The organism is Anaerosolibacter carboniphilus (genome assembly GCF_014205875.1).
Classification (GTDB): Bacteria; Bacillota; Clostridia; order Peptostreptococcales; family Thermotaleaceae; genus Anaerosolibacter; species Anaerosolibacter carboniphilus.
In genome coordinates, this window is sequence record NZ_JACHEN010000033.1 from 19551 (window position 1) to 35235 (window position 15685).

Here is a 15685-nt window from a genome sequence, read left to right on the forward strand (position 1 = left end):
AACTATCATATGAATGAATGAACTAAACCTAATTCTATTAATCTTTCAAGGAGATGGAACTGATGAGTAAAAAGACCAAAATTGTAGTTGAAGAAATATTTAAGTCTGATAATGAGAAGGAAAGAATAGAAAAACTGGAAGATTTGCTTATGAATGTTATAAAGAAGTCCCCAGAATTCGAAGACCTCTTCAGGTAAAGTAGAAAGTTACCTGTCCAGCTATATTATAACCAAAGGAACGTGCAGATATTATTCGTTCAAAACAACACAGGCTTTGTTATCTCGCAAAAGAACCGAACATTTTGGAAAAATAAATTGTTTATGCTTTTTGAGACTATAGAGAAAACCACTTTCTAAAAGTGTTCTCCCTGTTTTCTGCCATCTTAACTTTTTCTTGCACTTTCCAGAGAACTGTCCCTTTTGCAAACACAAAGCCATCTTCAATTACCGCAACATACTCATTATCATAAGTATCCATGAAAATAAGTTTAAATATAAATCTTTCATCCGTAGTACCATATTCATCTAGGTTCAGACGTAAACAATCTAATGATTCAAATCCTACAAACAAATCTCCAAGTTTTTCTTCCATAGGAGATAAAGATAATTTAAAATCTGCTCCAGCAATATCTTATTAAATCTATCTACACCATGGCGCGTTAACTCCTCTCCATCAGTATTATGGATGGTTAGCATGCCACGGTTAATTACAATAGGATTTTTGGTTAAGTTTCTTATAGTTACAGAGATCCTTGCACATCCTATATTTTCGTACACTGCCATAAGATTATTTTCCATTATTTTAACTTCAAATATCTCTTTGAATTATAGAATGAATCAAAATCTGCTCTTCTCGCAAATATGTTCTGACTTCCTTTTCTTACTTTACATAAACCCTCATTTAGGCTTGTACCTTTTGTCCGTAACTATATTTCTTTTTAACGATATATGGTCTATTGTTATTACCTTCATGGATCATGACTACCCCTAGCTTCTTATCCAGATAATTTATAGGGAAATAGTCAACCCTTAGCTCTGGCTCAATGTATTGCATAATAACATTTTGATAAACGGATGAATCTATAAATTCATTCGCATCAATTCCACATATCTCACGATCTTCTCCCGGCTTATCTTTAATTCCCAAAATTAAGTATTTATTCCCTATATAACTTGAATTCGCCATAGCCATTACATCTGTGATTAAATCTGAAAAGTTATCTCTATACTGTCCTCTCTTGAAGTCAAGATATTCACCTCATAACCATTTATAATAAGATCGATTATTTTCGTTATATCCTTCATTACATTTTTCCTTCCTAGCTCAAATATAAGCTTTTACCAAATTTTTCATATTTGAATTTTATCATAAAGTACAAAGAAGAACCAAGCAAATCTGTTATCGAAATAAAGGTATTGGGATGGGACCTTAATAATCAGGCAATTATCTATTTTCTCCTTTAGACATTAAGGTATAATGGATATATTTCGAAATAGACCTATTATTTAGAAAGGAAATGAAAAAGCACCTGTAGCATTTATAGGTGCTAAAATATGAAGTAAAAAAATCATTTATACCTGCTTGTACTTAGATATCTTTATTTCATTCGATATTTTCAACTATACAAGTTGTCTGCCTAACAAAAGTACTTGATGACTTTTCTATATCTAGAATGGCTTCTATAAATCTATAAATTTCTACAAAAGCTGGAATTACTATATTTAATCTGTCAGTATATGTTTCAAATCTTCTATTGTGATGCTTTTGGGTTTATCCAAATCATCTAGAATGCTAAGTGAGATTAGATTTTTTACCTTTTTGAGTTCTTGGATTTTTTCTTCTATAGAATCCACTGTAATAAATCTATAGATAAATACATTTTCTGTTTGACCAATTCTATATATTCTATCAGCTGCTTGATCTTCAACAGCAGGATTCCACCAAGGATCATAAATGATAGCATACTGACTTGAAACTAAATTCAAGCCTACACCACCAGCTTTTAAACTAATCAAAAAGATTCCCTCATTCGATTTCTCAAATCCCTCAACAATCTTTTGACGGTTTTTTACTGTGCCATCAAGGTAAAAATAATTCCATTTTTTTTGTTTTATCCATTTTTCCATTATTTTTAGCATACTAGTAAACTGACTAAACACAACTACTTTGCCTTTGTTGTTCATTATTTCTTCCATCTTAATTTTAAATAGCTCAAACTTTTCTGATTCATAGCAGTTGTTTATATTAAGTTCTTTCCTCAATAGCTTTGGATGACAACAAATCTGCCTTAGATATAACAAGCCTTCTAGAATTAAAGCATTGTCTTTAATTTCGTACCTGGTTGGTAATCTATTAATTTCATTTCTAATTTTCGTTAAAATACTATCGTATAATTCTTTTTGTTGATGTGTCATATCACAATAAATTTCCTGCTCAAACTTCTCGGGTAGGTTTGGAAGAACTTCTAACTTTTTTCTTCGCAATATAAATGGCTTGATCATCTTCTTTAATTGTATTAGAGCTTTTTTGTTATCATTGATATCTGAATATTTTTTTATAAAGTCCTTTTTACTTCCAAAAAGCCCAGGGTTTAAGACATTCATCAATGCCCATAATTCAGTTACATTATTTTCGAAAGGAGTTCCAGAAAGACCTATTTTTATTCTAGCACTCAACTTACTGATCGCTTTATATGTCTTGGATACAGAATTCTTTATGTATTGTACTTCATCTAAGATTAAACAATTAATATTTAAGCCTCTAATTTTTTCTATGTCATTTAATATTGTTCCATAAGTTGTTAGCACTGTACAATTTCTTTGTATATTTTTTATTATGCTGTTTCTATTGTCTCCATGGTACATAATGACTTTCATTTCCGGACTGAATCTTCTAATTTCTCTTTCCCAATTAAATAAAAGTGATTTTGGAACAACTACAAGATTAATTAAGCTATTACTCATAATTTCTTGTTCAGACAAAAATGAAATTACTTGCAGAGTTTTTCCAAGTCCCATATCATCTCCTAAGCATCCACCAAATGAATTCTTATAAAGATATTTAAGCCACTTAACCCCATCGATCTGATAATCACGTAGTAAGTTTATTAAATATGCAGGCACATCAATATCAATACTATCATAAGCAATAAACTTCTCATAACCGTCTATTTTTTCAATATTTAGCTCTTCTGACAAATCAAATAACTGTCTAATATTGTGTTTACTTATTATGAATTTATCTTGTTGATTGCTTAAAGTTAATTTATTCTTATTCAAAATTTCCGGCAAAAAAATCACTTTATCATCAACTTCAATATATTGTCTCTTTCTTTTTTTCAAATCAATAGAATCGGCTAAATTATACGAATTATCTCCAATGTTTATAGTAGATTCAAGTTCAAACCAATTAATATTATAAGAAATGCTGTATTGGATATTTGAAGAATGTAACACGGGCTTCTCATTTTCCCAAAAAACTGTAAAACCATTTTCAATTAATTTATCAACGGATACCTGAATACTCCAAATATTATCCCTTGAAAATATATTCATTTTTGCCCTCTTCCACCCACATTCTTCTAGTATTCTTATTTTTTTATCTTCTTTATTAATGTCGCGGAAGTATTGTTCATTATCATCTCTAATAAATTCAATTTTACTATTGCTCGGTATTTCTATACCATTATAATCAAAAAATAGATTCAAAAGATACTTATTCTCCTCTTTATAGATGTATGCATGAGGGTTTGGCTGGATTTTTGATAATTCAATAGCTTTAACTTTATCTACTGCTATTTCACGTTTTATACCTCGATGGAATGCTTCAACGGGTGCTATTTTATTCAAACGATAGAATAGCTTATTCTCTCTATACACGATTTCACTGGAAACTAATTTAACATATACGTATTCGTTTGTTTTTGAAAATGTATAATTTTCAAGCTGTTCCATAATTCTTCTAGAGTTAGCATTACTCAAGATAATGTCTTCTACTAAATGATGCTTTTTATCTTTTGAAATACAATATAAATTAAGCAAGCCATTTTCCTTTATAAATTCTAGTACCTTATAAAACTGACCTTGGTCTAGAGCATATTTGTTCTTTGAAATCTGAGCGTCATCATCATGAACAATTAAATTCTTAAGCCTTATAAGCTGCTCGTTAGTCAAATTGCTGCTTTCAGATATATCTAGACTTATCTTTCTTAAAGGTCCTGAAAATGTCTTATTCTTAATGTATTTGATTTTTCCCAGAAAAAACTCAACAATCAGTACGTTGTTCTTTAATGTCTCATTAAGATTTATGGACATCACTAAATCATTCAAAATACCATCTCCCTATTAACGATAGAAATCCTCATTAGTCTCTATCATTAATTTATAGTACTTCTCTTTTTCTTTCGCATCACATTTTCGAGGTTTAAAGCTATTATAGGAATTTTTTTCAAGCTTGGAAAGCTCAATTAGATCCTTAAAATACTTTATTCTGCAGCCTCCACCACAAATATTTTTTAAATCGCAGTCACAACAAGGTCTCAGCTTATTTATATTCGATAATTCCATAGCCATCTTTGAAAGATTCATTATCTCATCGAAGTTTGAAAATCGTAGATTTCCATAGCTTCTTAATTCATGAATCCTATTGCAAAAATATATATCTCCATCTGAAGATACAGTTATGCCGCCATAACCACAGTTGTCAAATACTGTATTGTTCTCATGATTTAATATGAATTCATTCCTATATGATTCAGGGTAACATGAATTGATTACGTATTTCATAAGCTCTGAATATTCGTTATTTATGACTTCGTTTACTTCTATATCTCTACCATCCAGTAATTCAGCATTAAACTTTATGTAAAAATGCTTATCATTATACTGCTGAATCAGCATTTTGCCAAATTCAATATACTTGTCTTTATTCTCTTTTAATTCCTCAAAAGTGGGTGTAATCGCAATAGCCACTTTTAGCCCACGTTTGACTAACTTATCTACTACCAATAGTACTTTTTCAAAATTTCCATTTCCTCTTATCTGAGCATTGCTTTTTTCATCATAACCATCAATACTGATTTGTATTTCATCTATAAAAGGAGTTGCTCTATCGATTAACTCATCACTCCAAACGAGACCATTAGTCAGAAGTGTATTTTTTAGTCCAAGTCCCTTAGAATAATTTAGTATATCAGTTAAATCAGCTCTAAGGGCTACCTCACCACCTGTGAAAGTAACAACCTCGCCATTATACTTCTTAAAGTTATCTAATAGTGATAGAATTTCAGCGGTTGTTAGCTCATTATTTTTCTTCGTTCCAGAGTACATATAGCAGTGCTTACACCTTAGATTACATTCATCAGTCAAATAAATACATAACCCATTACGTTGAGGTAAAGTGATATTATTATCTTCAAATTTTTTTGCTTCTAACTCAGTTAATACATGTATTAAGTCTTCTTCTTCAATATTTCTTTCTTCCATAAAAGCAATAACATCTTCAACACTGTTATTTTTTAATTCATTAAAAATTAATAATTGATCATCATTTTCTAGTACTAACCAATTTGCACTTTCTGGAGAAATCACAAGTATTTTATCTTCAAATTGTCTAACTACCAAATATTTCGGCATTGCGTACTGCTTCTCTATATCAAGCTGAATCTCGATTTCTTCCATGTATTTTTCCCTCCTAAAAAAGAAAATGAGAAGACCTTTGCCAGTCTTCTCGTGTTTAGTTTTTAGTTTTGATTTACAGAACAACTCTTAAAGCAGTACATAGTACTTACCCTTGAACTATCTTTAACACTTGTTTTTTTCCATTTCAAAACAATTTTTTTCATTTGGCAGCCCTCTCTTTCCAGAATGTTGTAAGTAATATCATTTTACTATAATTATCCAAAAAAGTAAATATTTTAACATGTATTTGTCCTAAAATTCTAAATAGTCACCACATTGTATCGTTACATATCACAATCGCTGTATCCATTGTGGTTACGATTCTTGGTGTGTATGGAGGATTTAAGGAAGTTGATGAGGAAAAGATAAAAATGTTGGAAACCTTTGGCGCTACAAAACAACAGATACTCCAGAAAGTAGTCTTCCCTGCCAGCGTACCGACCATTGTAAATGCACTTAAGATCAATGTAGGCTTATCCTGGGTAGGGGTTATCGTAGGAGAGTTCATGGTATCCCGGGCAGGTATTGGTTATCTGATCGTCTATGGTGGTCAGGTGTTTAAACTGGATCTTGTGATGACCAGCGTAATCATCTTAGCAGTCCTAGCTACGGTCATGTATCAAGGAGTTGCATATTTTGAAAAGAGAATGATGAAGTGGAGATAAGGAGAATAAGCACCCGTAAGTCTAGGTATTAAATGCTTATTTTTGAGGTTATAGAAGAGTTTGTGCGTTTAATGAATAATGGTAAAAGCCACACTATTTTTAAGTGTGGCTTTCTACTGCAGATTAATATAGCTTTAGTTGCCCAAAACCTATTATTTCAAGTTATAAAAGCACTTTCTTCCAAGATATGTAGCTGTTGTGCCTAGTTGCTCTTCAATTCTTAACAACTGATTGTATTTTGCTACCCGTTCTGATCGAGCAGGGGCGCCGGTTTTAATCTGACCTGCATTAACCGCCACAACCAAATCAGCAATGGTGGTGTCTTCCGTTTCTCCTGAGCGATGGGATACAACGGTTGTATAGCCAGCTCTATGTGCCATTTGGATGGTATCCAGTGTCTCAGATAGTGTTCCTATCTGATTTAGCTTAATAAGAATTGAATTTGTAGTTCTCTCTTTAATACCTCTTTGCAATCTATTAGGATTCGTAACATAAAGATCATCCCCCATGATCTGAATACGATCGCCAAATATATCATTCATTTTTTGGAATGCATGCCAGTCTTCCTCGTGGAAACCATCCTCAATGGATATAATAGGATACTTACCAATCAAGTATTCATAGTATGAAATCAGTTCAGACGAGTCCATTACTACCCCTTGCCCTACTAAATCATACTTACCAGCTACATAAAACTCTGAGGCTGCTGGGTCTAAGGCAATCATTACATCTTTTCCCGGTTCATAATTTGCTTTTTCAATGGCTTCAACAATATATTGAAGAGCTTGTTCGTTAGATGCTAGATTTGGTGCAAATCCACCCTCATCACCAATAGATGTATTAAGACCATTTTTCTTCAATAACGCCTTAAGGCTATGATATACTTCAGCACATATTCTGAGGGCATCTCTAAATGAAGTCGCACCTGTAGGCATGACCATAAATTCTTGAATGTCTACGTTGTTATCTGCATGTTTCCCACCATTTAAGATATTCATCATGGGCACCGGAATTGTAATAGCATTGGTTCCACCGAGATATCTATATAGTGGTAGATTTAGGTATGCTGCCGCTGCCTTTGCAACTGCCAACGAAACACCTAACATAGCATTGGCGCCTAACTTACCTTTATTCACTGTGCCATCAAGATCAATCAACAGATTATCGATATTCCTTTGATCTAGTACACTCTCTCCAATAATTGCAGGCTTAATAATCTTTTCAACGTTGCAAACAGCCTTTAAAACACCTTTCCCAAAGTATCTATTATTCTCACCATCCCTTAATTCAACCGCCTCAAAGCTTCCTGTAGAAGCACCTGAAGGTATGGCTGCTCTTCCTATAATTCCATTCTCAAGAACCACATCTACTTCGATGGTTGGATTACCTCTGGAGTCTAATATTTCCCTTGCCAATACATTTTTAATCTTCATTTTCTTATCCTCCTTTATTTATTGATTGATAGTTTAGGCTATCTTTAGAAACATTTTAAATACGTTAAACTAATTAACTCCTGACAATAGGAGCTGGCCTTGATCTCTACCCTAAATACTCCTTATGTGCAATCTATTTCAAATACTTGATGATATTCACATCATCCACAATCATCACTAAACCTTCTTTCATCAACTCGTCTAGACAACATAGGAAATGATCTATTTTCTCTGCAGCATCTACGATCTCCAAAACCAACGGCAAATCATCAGACAGCGTTAATATATGAGTACTGTGAATATGATGGTCCATTCCGAAACCTTCAATGCCTCTATATACTGTTATCCCTGCCATATCTTCTTTTTTTGCTCTTTCCACAATAACATGGTGTAGCGGCTTGCTTTTATACTTATGACTCTCTGAAATATAGATTTTAATTAATTTTCCCTTTCCCTGTACTCTCATAAATATCCTCCTATGCTACTTCACTGGCTGTAACAGCAAAAGCTTTTGCAGCAAGAAAACCTAACTCTACAGCGAAAAGTCCAATAAAGATATTTAATGCAATATTTAATATTGCTGATAGATAGTTTGATTCTCTCATCAGGTTAAACGATTCTAACGAAAAGGTTGAAAATGTAGTCAACGCACCGACCATTCCTGGAGCTATGAAAACCCTAAATGTAGGTGTTATTTCAATCGCTTCATTTCCATATACGGTGATAAATCCTAGGATAAAACAGCCTATGCCATTTACAGCTAAGGTTCCATAGGGAAAATATGGTCCAAAACGTTCCATTACCCAGTTTGAAATCCAATATCTTAAATTACTCCCAATGAATCCTCCTAAACCCAATGCAAAGACCTTTGCCCACACAACACATCCACCCTTTCCCTTGTTTAATTATTCATAAAATAAAAAACTTCTACCAAATGTACACAATTCTATACATACCGGTAGAAGCTATTAGTCGAAAGACGCTTCGGATGCTATCCTAGGAGAGCTTCATCTCCCTTGCTGATAATCATTTAGTTTTAATCTGAATATTTCAAATATATCCCTATTGTAGCAGATAATTCCTTATCCTTCAAGTGAGGTTTTTTCTTATTTAATTTTTCTCCCCTTGATGATAGAATGGCTGCATTATTTTATAAGCTGAATTTTGATCACTTCCTTATTCCTATCATCTCATTTTTGCAACATCCTAACCTGATTAGATTTACATATCACAAAGCTCGTAATAATCACTTTCGGATACAAAAATCCTCAGTTGAAGTGGAGATAAAAAAGCCATCAGGAGCGATTCCTGATGGCTTTCTAACTTACTTAAAAAACACTATAACTCATTAATAAGAATAGAAACAAGAATAGCAATTGAACCAAATATCATTTTGAGCGTAAAAACATCACCTAATATTGCTACTGCAATCAGAGTTCCAAAAACAGCCTCCATACTTAGAATAATCGAAGTGGCTGTTGGACTTGTGTATCTTTGACATAAGATTTGCAGATAATATGCAACCGCCGTTCCGATGATACCTAGGTATATAACTGATAAACTAGTTGGTGATGTCATATCAGCAATTAGGGATATAAAACTAACATCTTTCATTATGAGTACAGCAACTGTTGATAGAACGCCCATTACGCCAAACTGCACCGTAGCCATTACGGCGGCATCTTCCTTTTCAATATAATAACCAGCTATCACAATTTGAGCCGCAAATAATACACTGCTTATTAGCGTCAAAGTATCTCCAATACCAATGCTCATATCCTTATTAAAAGAAAGTAGTGAAATTCCATAGAAACATATTGCGGCACCTAAATACGTCTTTATACTTGGTCTTTTTTTAAAAGCTATCCAAGTAAGGAAAGGTACGGCAATGACATAAGCTCCGCTTAAAAAGGCTTGTTTGCTAGCAGTTGTGTACATCAACCCATATGTCTGCAAGACAAAGGCAAAGAATAACGCAAGTCCACAGAAAATGCCGCCTGTACAATTTTCAATGCTAATATTGGCAAATTTCTTTCTAAAAATTATCAGCATTATTATGAATGCAATCATAAATCTTGCTGCCATAAGACTTATGGGTGTCAAGCCATCAAGTGCCATTTTATTAAAAGTAAAGGTAGATCCCCATATTATGGCGACAAGAAATAAACCAATTAGTGATGTAACTTTTTTTGAATTCATCTTTTTACCCCTTTTGTGAGTAGCATACTAAGCCCAGTATCTGTCGAAGTATTCTCCTAACCTTTTTAAACCTTCAATAAGAACTTCTGAACTATTTGCGTAACCTACCCTTAAATATCCTTCCATATCTAAAGCTGTGCCTGGAACTAACATAACTCCAGCTTTTTCAAATATATCTTGGCAGAGTTCTTCTGACTTTATATCCCTTGAATACTTTAAAAATGCTGTCGTGCCACCTTTTGGACGAATATATTCTACATGTTTTGATTCATTGACCCATTTATTCAGTATTTCAATATTTGTTCTTACAATCGAAAGGCTTCTTGTGAGTATCGTATCCTTATTTTTAAGAGCGATGGTAGCGAGATAATCATCAATCATGCCACAGCTGATAATATTGTAGTCTCTTCTCTTGTTAGCCATGACAATAACATCCTTCAGTGCAACTACCCATCCTATTCTGAGACCAGCAAGGGAAAATGTTTTAGAAAGACTCGCTGTACTGATACCCTTATCATATAAATCCACGATTGATGGAGTAAATCCCTCTACGTGATCAAGACCACGGTAAACCTCATCACAGAGTACATAAGCGTCAACACTTTTTGCGACCTCCACGATTTCATTTAGTAAATCAAGCCCCATAACAGCTCCAGTGGGATTGTTGGGATTATTAATACTTATCATTTTTGTGTTCGGCTTTATTAGAGACTTTAATTCATCAATATCGGGGAGAAACCCATTTTCCCATCTTAGGGGTAAAATATCAACTTTTGCCCCTAAAGATTCTGGAATAGAATAATGCTGTTGATAAGTGGGTAAAACAGATATCACATGATCGTTAGGTTCTACAAGGACATCATAGACTAGGGCATTTGCCCCTATAGTGCCATGGGTAACTGTAACATTTTCTGTTTCAACATGTTTATATAATTTACATATCTCTGACCGGAGTTCCATGGACCCTTCTATGGCACCATAGGTCATCTTCATTTTGCCAATCTTTTCAAAAGCCTCATCCTTCATACCTGCTATTGCAAGCAACTCATCTACGGTGATCGATGCAACACAAGTTTCTGCAATATTGTATAAAGCGTCATTCTCATACTTTGCCATCCACATTTCAACACCAAAATCTCTGATTTTCATGGTTAACCTCCTTAAATTAATTGAGCATTAGAATTCTACTTCGATGCCCATATTGTTTTTTTTCGCTTTCATAATAGCCATATATCCAGCTGCAATATCCTGAAGACCAATGCCTGTAGAATCAAACACAGTTATCTCATCATCCGATGTTCTGCCATCACATTTTCCTATTAGCACATCTCCAATTTCACAAATAATATCTTCTTGAGTTATTGCGCCATTCTTAATTCCCATTTCTAATTCTCCAACGCTTATTGACTGAGGGATATCATCAGCAAAAAGTCTTGCAACTTTAAGTATGTTCTCATCAATTTCTTGTTTTCCTGACATGTCTGAACCCATACAGCTAAAGTGGGTACCCTTTTTTACCCATTCTTTCATAATCATTGGCTTCCTAGATGGCGTTGCAGTAACGATAATATCCGATGATCTTACAGCGGTTTCTAAATCTTTGACTGGAATATATTCGATACCATCTGATTTGTAATCAAATCTATCTACAAATCTTTCAGCAGATTCGAACTTCATAGGATCATATACCAGTACTTTCTTTATTCCTTTGATTACAGTTTGTATTGCTCTTATCTGATAAGATGCCTGATGTCCCGCACCCACCATCAACATTACCTCTGAATTTTTTCTTGCTAAATACTTTGCTCCAATCGCTCCAGCAGCGCCTGTTCTCATTCCAGTCATATGCTCTGCATTAATGGTACCCAGCGGAAGACCGGTATTCTTATCAAACAGCATGACGATTCCAGACAGTGCTGGCAATCCTTTTGAAGGATTATCACCAAACCATGAAACAAGTTTTAGTCCGTAAACTCTCATTTCATCAAGTGTTCCAGACTTAATATCCATGTCTGCAACACTTCTTTTAAATTCGTGGAATACAAGAGGGAATACTTTCCCACTTCCACTGGACTTTTCTCTGTAAACATTTTCGATAGCTTCAATAACTTCGTCCATTTCTAGCAGCTGCTTCGTATCCTCTTCTGATAAAACATATATTTTTTGCATTTGATCAACGACCTCCTTTTTTACTTAATAATAAGATAATTTGGAAGGGACATCATTGTTTTGAATAATAAAAAAAGTCGCTACTTTTGTGTTTATTCACAAAAGTAGCGACTAAAAGTTCGTCTGGTCATTTAACAAGTAAATCTTAACGGCTAGAGATAAGTTTTCATAAAAGACAAAATCGTTTGCATTTGGATCAAGCTTTTCGCGTATCTTGTTCATTCGATATCAAACTGTATTTTCATGAATGAAGAGACTGTCAGCTGTCAATTTTGTATTACCTTCACATTTGATATAAGCAATAGCAGTTTTTATAAGCTCCTTGGAAGAATCCGAAGAATTATTTTTAATTGATTTGAGATAATGCTCCATGTATTGGGTTATATGTTTAAATTGCTGATTACACAACAAAATGCTCCAAGTTCCTATATCAGAAAATTTCTTTCGTTCAACCGCCATAATACTAGCAACCTTTTGACTCCAAATAGCTTCTTTGATGCAAACATCCAACTCTCCTACAGGGTCATGAATTGAACTGATCCCAACACAATAATCTGACACTTGAATACCGATTAGATGAAGCATATCCAAAAAAGATTTTTCAAATTTGGGTTTTATATCACTATCAGATGCCACAATAACTACAAAAGCTTGCTGATATTTAAAGAAGGAAATTTTCTCATCATGATAAGGATGATTCCTGTAGCTATTTATTATATGCTGCATATTCAAATGCCGTAAAGATATCTTTGGAATCATAAAGAATGCAACACCATGCTTTCGTTGAGAAATCCTCATTTCTTTGGAAATAACTTCAACTTCGCGGCGTGTTAGATCTTTTAGATACAATAATCCTATTTTGGTTTCAATTTGCTTCACCCAATCTGATACCTGAATAATATTATCTATTTCAGTGATAATTTCCTCAAAATAGAGGCTATTGTCAAATAAAACAATTGGAAATGCCTTTTCATTACAAAGGTCTACAACGCTTCTAGGTATTGTCTTAAAGAATATATTTTTTACTGCCAAACCACTGACTCTCAGCTCAATCAGTTTTTCAACCATTTTCAAAAGTATAGATTCATCTCCATTTGTAAACATAAGACTGGCAACTAAAAAATCTCCATACCCAAATGGTTGATTGTTCTCAAAGAATCCTTCAATGGCAAATTCATAATCTATGATACCTGTTTTCGTAACCTCATTGCCTAGACCGCTAACTCCACACACTATGAGGAAATTCTTTAGAGTGCCATTCTTAATAACTTCAGATACTGTAATCATCATTTTACACCATCTTTTCTACTATAATATTATGAAACTATAAATTTCATAATTAATCATGCTACTATTAGCATTATGTAATATTGTTGCTACTGTAGAAGGATAAGAGCTTTTGACCCCTAGATAGAAAATATAAAAATAGAAGAGCAAATATAAACTGAATTGCCCTTCTACAGTGTTTTTCCTAATGTATCACCTTAAAATCATGTAATGCTAATTCTTAACTTTAGAACATTCTTTATTCTGTTTGGCTCCTCAGTACTTGGTTTTTTCTAGGCTCATGAGTCATTAAAATTATCTCCATCGCCTTTGTGTATTATTTTGATTTCAACTGGTTCATTTTTCTATGATGATGTCCCCAGCATTCCGTGATAATTTTTCTCCCAGCAAATAGTGAAGTAAGCGAAGGGTCTAACTTTGGTGAAATCTCTACAATATCAAAACCAATTATAGGAAGGTCAAATAACCCTTTGAGTAGATTCAGTAGATCGCGTGAGTAAAGACCTCCAAACTGAGGCGTTCCAGTTCCTGCTGCATAGGCTGGATCTAAACAATCAATATCCAGAGTTAAATATATTTTATTGAATGCCTCCATCTGAGTTTTTACTATATCCACTACTTGGCTGACGCCAAGGTTATGAAAATCATGGGCATTGATAACGTGAACTTTATGATTTCTCATAAATGCCAATTCATCCATTTCAATAGAACGAATGCCAATAAAGAAAATGTTATCGGTCGAGGTAACATTATTGAGTTCAAGTGCTCTACGCTCAGTTGAACCATGGGAAAAGGTATCTCCTTCTAACTCATCGCAAAGATCAAAGTGTGCGTCTATATGAATAATTCCAAAGGGTTCCTTCAATGCGTCATTAATTCCTCTTTGCACTGGAATAGTTGTAGAATGATCCCCGCCAATCATTGTAAAGAATTTATTTTGTTTTACAAGTTCACATACCTTATCTTGAACTCTTGCAAATAAATCCTCACGGTTAGGCTCAGCAAAGTCGCCAATGTCCAAAATTTTGAGATCGGAAATATCTTCGAAATACTCTGTAGTCGGAGCTATGGTATAAGTGATTTCCCGTAGGGCAGCTGGTGCATCCTTGGCTCCACTTCTAAAACTTACACCGCCATCGTATGGAATGCCGAAAACAACAATATCCGCATCTGACATGGATAAATTCGGTCTATTAAGCCCTGCCCAAATATTTGATTCTTGTATCATTTCTTCTGTTTTTTTCATATGGTTCACTCCCGTATGTTAATGTTCTACATAATAATCCCTAAAAAGAAGGTAGGTACATACGGGGTGCTTATAGCCAAAAGGAAAGCGATCAGATTATAGAATTGCTTTTGGTACATTTTATCTGCCTCCTTGTCCTGCTTTCACCATTGGCGATTGTCTATTTATATTGTATCACATAAACTTAATTCTTTACCATGTATCATAATGTATTCTTGTTTTATTAAATCTATCTGCTGCCTTTCTTTGTTCATCGGGGTATTGGTTATCTGATCGTCTATGGTGGACAGGTGTTCAAGCTTGACCTCGTCATGACCAATGTAATCATCCTAGCAGTCCTTGCTACGATAATGTATCAAGGAGTTGCATATTTTGAAAAGAGAATGATGAAGTGGAGATAAAAAACACACAGGTACAACTTGAGTGATTAATGCTTACTCTTGAGACTATAAAAAGTTTGTGGGGCCCACAAACTTTTTATAGTCTCAATTTATTTAAAATATGCAATACTCCACTTTGCGTGATGTCATTATGATGTATCTGTTAGTACCAAATTACTTTCATATCAAAGTTTCCATTGCTCTTATGCGCTAGTATATCTCTGATTTTTACCATATCGCAACCAAAATCAGGAACCATAATAATAGACTGGTACCAGATACAAACTCAGTTTCTACCCTCAGATTTTGTGAGCCGTTAGCTCTTGAAGCATTCTTATAACCTAGTAATGATTTGACCTGCTCTATTCTCGATTTCTGATCTGCGGTAATAAATCCTTCCAGTTTTGATATAGCATCTAAATTCTTGATGTGTTTATCTAATACGTCTTGAGACACTTCATTTTTTAACCTTGTTATTTCTCTATATATTTGTCTTTCAGACAAATTTCCATATTGTTTCTTAAACTCATTATATTTTCCCATTTGGTCAGCTGGAAATATTAGCATTTCCAGTGTGTCACCACTTGCTTTTCTCATTCCCCTCCACCTCCTTTCATATTCCCTCTTG

At 33.9% G+C, this 15685-nt stretch carries 15 protein-coding genes, 1 pseudogene and 1 riboswitch; of the genes and pseudogenes, 2 read left to right on the forward strand and 14 right to left on the reverse strand.

What is annotated here, in order from left to right; genetic code table 11:
• Nucleotides 1-62: 62 nt before the first annotated feature.
• Nucleotides 63-197, forward strand: coding sequence for a hypothetical protein (locus HNQ80_RS26345; RefSeq protein WP_279289020.1), 135 nt, complete (start codon nt 63-65; stop codon nt 195-197).
• A gap of 136 nt (nt 198-333) precedes the next feature.
• Here the strand turns inward: HNQ80_RS26345 and HNQ80_RS20725 are convergent, their stop codons facing one another.
• From HNQ80_RS20725 to HNQ80_RS20745, 5 genes and pseudogenes are all read right to left on the reverse strand, one after another.
• Nucleotides 334-591, reverse strand: a complete 258-nt coding sequence (locus HNQ80_RS20725; protein WP_184312608.1) for a hypothetical protein — start codon at nt 589-591, stop codon at nt 334-336.
• The gene (locus HNQ80_RS20730; protein WP_184312609.1) at nt 561-797 is read right to left on the reverse strand and encodes a hypothetical protein; all 237 of its coding nucleotides are present in this window, start codon (nt 795-797) and stop codon (nt 561-563) included. The genes HNQ80_RS20725 and HNQ80_RS20730 overlap by 31 nt, the downstream gene beginning before the upstream one ends.
• A 103-nt stretch (nt 798-900) precedes the next feature.
• Nucleotides 901-1242 (reverse strand): annotated as a pseudogene (locus tag HNQ80_RS20735) (ATP-binding protein); the annotation flags it as partial.
• 479 nt (nt 1243-1721) lie between these two features.
• Complete coding sequence (locus tag HNQ80_RS20740) at nt 1722-4328, reverse strand: DEAD/DEAH box helicase (protein WP_184312610.1); 2607 nt, start codon at nt 4326-4328, stop codon at nt 1722-1724.
• Nucleotides 4329-4343: 15 nt separating this feature from the next.
• The gene (locus HNQ80_RS20745) at nt 4344-5678 is read right to left on the reverse strand and encodes a radical SAM/SPASM domain-containing protein (RefSeq protein WP_184312611.1); all 1335 of its coding nucleotides are present in this window, start codon (nt 5676-5678) and stop codon (nt 4344-4346) included.
• Nucleotides 5679-5974: 296 nt separating this feature from the next.
• Between HNQ80_RS20745 and HNQ80_RS20750 the strand changes: the two genes are divergently transcribed.
• Entirely contained in the window at nt 5975-6343 is a 369-nt protein-coding gene (locus HNQ80_RS20750) for an ABC transporter permease (RefSeq protein WP_330602986.1), read from the forward strand.
• A 152-nt stretch (nt 6344-6495) separates the two neighbouring features.
• On the opposite strand, the gene eno is transcribed toward HNQ80_RS20750, so the two are convergent.
• The 9 genes from eno to HNQ80_RS20795 all read right to left on the reverse strand — a co-directional run bounded on the left by eno (nt 6496) and on the right by HNQ80_RS20795 (nt 15654).
• The gene (gene eno, locus HNQ80_RS20755; RefSeq protein WP_184312612.1) at nt 6496-7776 is read right to left on the reverse strand and encodes a phosphopyruvate hydratase; all 1281 of its coding nucleotides are present in this window, start codon (nt 7774-7776) and stop codon (nt 6496-6498) included.
• Between the two features lie 133 nt (nt 7777-7909).
• Nucleotides 7910-8242 (reverse strand): DUF190 domain-containing protein, encoded by a 333-nt coding sequence (locus tag HNQ80_RS20760; protein WP_184312613.1) that lies wholly within the window; start codon nt 8240-8242, stop codon nt 7910-7912.
• 10 nt (nt 8243-8252) lie between these two features.
• Entirely contained in the window at nt 8253-8654 is a 402-nt protein-coding gene (crcB, locus tag HNQ80_RS20765) for a fluoride efflux transporter CrcB (protein ID WP_184312614.1), read from the reverse strand.
• A gap of 74 nt (nt 8655-8728) precedes the next feature.
• A riboswitch (Fluoride riboswitch) is annotated at nt 8729-8800 on the reverse strand.
• Nucleotides 8801-9114: 314 nt separating this feature from the next.
• Nucleotides 9115-9975, reverse strand: coding sequence for a DMT family transporter (locus tag HNQ80_RS20770; RefSeq protein WP_184312615.1), 861 nt, complete (start codon nt 9973-9975; stop codon nt 9115-9117).
• Between the two features lie 27 nt (nt 9976-10002).
• Nucleotides 10003-11124, reverse strand: coding sequence for an aminotransferase (locus tag HNQ80_RS20775; RefSeq protein ID WP_184312616.1), 1122 nt, complete (start codon nt 11122-11124; stop codon nt 10003-10005).
• 27 nt (nt 11125-11151) lie between these two features.
• Entirely contained in the window at nt 11152-12144 is a 993-nt protein-coding gene (locus HNQ80_RS20780; protein WP_184312617.1) for an ornithine cyclodeaminase family protein, read from the reverse strand.
• Between the two features lie 228 nt (nt 12145-12372).
• The gene (locus HNQ80_RS20785; protein WP_184312618.1) at nt 12373-13434 is read right to left on the reverse strand and encodes a PucR family transcriptional regulator; all 1062 of its coding nucleotides are present in this window, start codon (nt 13432-13434) and stop codon (nt 12373-12375) included.
• A 313-nt stretch (nt 13435-13747) separates the two neighbouring features.
• On the reverse strand, nt 13748-14677 hold the full coding sequence (gene speB, locus HNQ80_RS20790) for an agmatinase (protein ID WP_184312619.1): 930 nt from the start codon (nt 14675-14677) through the stop codon (nt 13748-13750).
• A 608-nt stretch (nt 14678-15285) separates the two neighbouring features.
• A complete protein-coding gene (locus tag HNQ80_RS20795) occupies nt 15286-15654 on the reverse strand; it encodes a hypothetical protein (RefSeq protein WP_184312620.1) in 369 nt (122 codons plus the stop codon).
• Between the last annotated feature and the right edge of the window lie 31 nt (nt 15655-15685).

What these genes read in the sequence shown, in the direction of transcription:
- HNQ80_RS26345 (WP_279289020.1), top strand. Translation starts at nt 63, where the DNA reads ATGAGTAAAAAGACCAAAATTGTAGTTGAAGAAATATTTAAGTCTGAT.
- HNQ80_RS20745 (WP_184312611.1), bottom strand. Translation starts at nt 5,678, where the DNA reads ATGGAAGAAATCGAGATTCAGCTTGATATAGAGAAGCAGTACGCAATG.
- HNQ80_RS20730 (WP_184312609.1), bottom strand. Translation starts at nt 797, where the DNA reads ATGGAAAATAATCTTATGGCAGTGTACGAAAATATAGGATGTGCAAGG.
- speB (WP_184312619.1), bottom strand. Translation starts at nt 14,677, where the DNA reads ATGAAAAAAACAGAAGAAATGATACAAGAATCAAATATTTGGGCAGGG.
- HNQ80_RS20775 (WP_184312616.1), bottom strand. Translation starts at nt 11,124, where the DNA reads ATGAAAATCAGAGATTTTGGTGTTGAAATGTGGATGGCAAAGTATGAG.
- HNQ80_RS20770 (WP_184312615.1), bottom strand. Translation starts at nt 9,975, where the DNA reads ATGAATTCAAAAAAAGTTACATCACTAATTGGTTTATTTCTTGTCGCC.
- HNQ80_RS20785 (WP_184312618.1), bottom strand. Translation starts at nt 13,434, where the DNA reads ATGATGATTACAGTATCTGAAGTTATTAAGAATGGCACTCTAAAGAAT.
- HNQ80_RS20760 (WP_184312613.1), bottom strand. Translation starts at nt 8,242, where the DNA reads ATGAGAGTACAGGGAAAGGGAAAATTAATTAAAATCTATATTTCAGAG.
- HNQ80_RS20795 (WP_184312620.1), bottom strand. Translation starts at nt 15,654, where the DNA reads ATGAGAAAAGCAAGTGGTGACACACTGGAAATGCTAATATTTCCAGCT.
- eno (WP_184312612.1), bottom strand. Translation starts at nt 7,776, where the DNA reads ATGAAGATTAAAAATGTATTGGCAAGGGAAATATTAGACTCCAGAGGT.
- HNQ80_RS20725 (WP_184312608.1), bottom strand. Translation starts at nt 591, where the DNA reads ATGGAAGAAAAACTTGGAGATTTGTTTGTAGGATTTGAATCATTAGAT.
- HNQ80_RS20780 (WP_184312617.1), bottom strand. Translation starts at nt 12,144, where the DNA reads ATGCAAAAAATATATGTTTTATCAGAAGAGGATACGAAGCAGCTGCTA.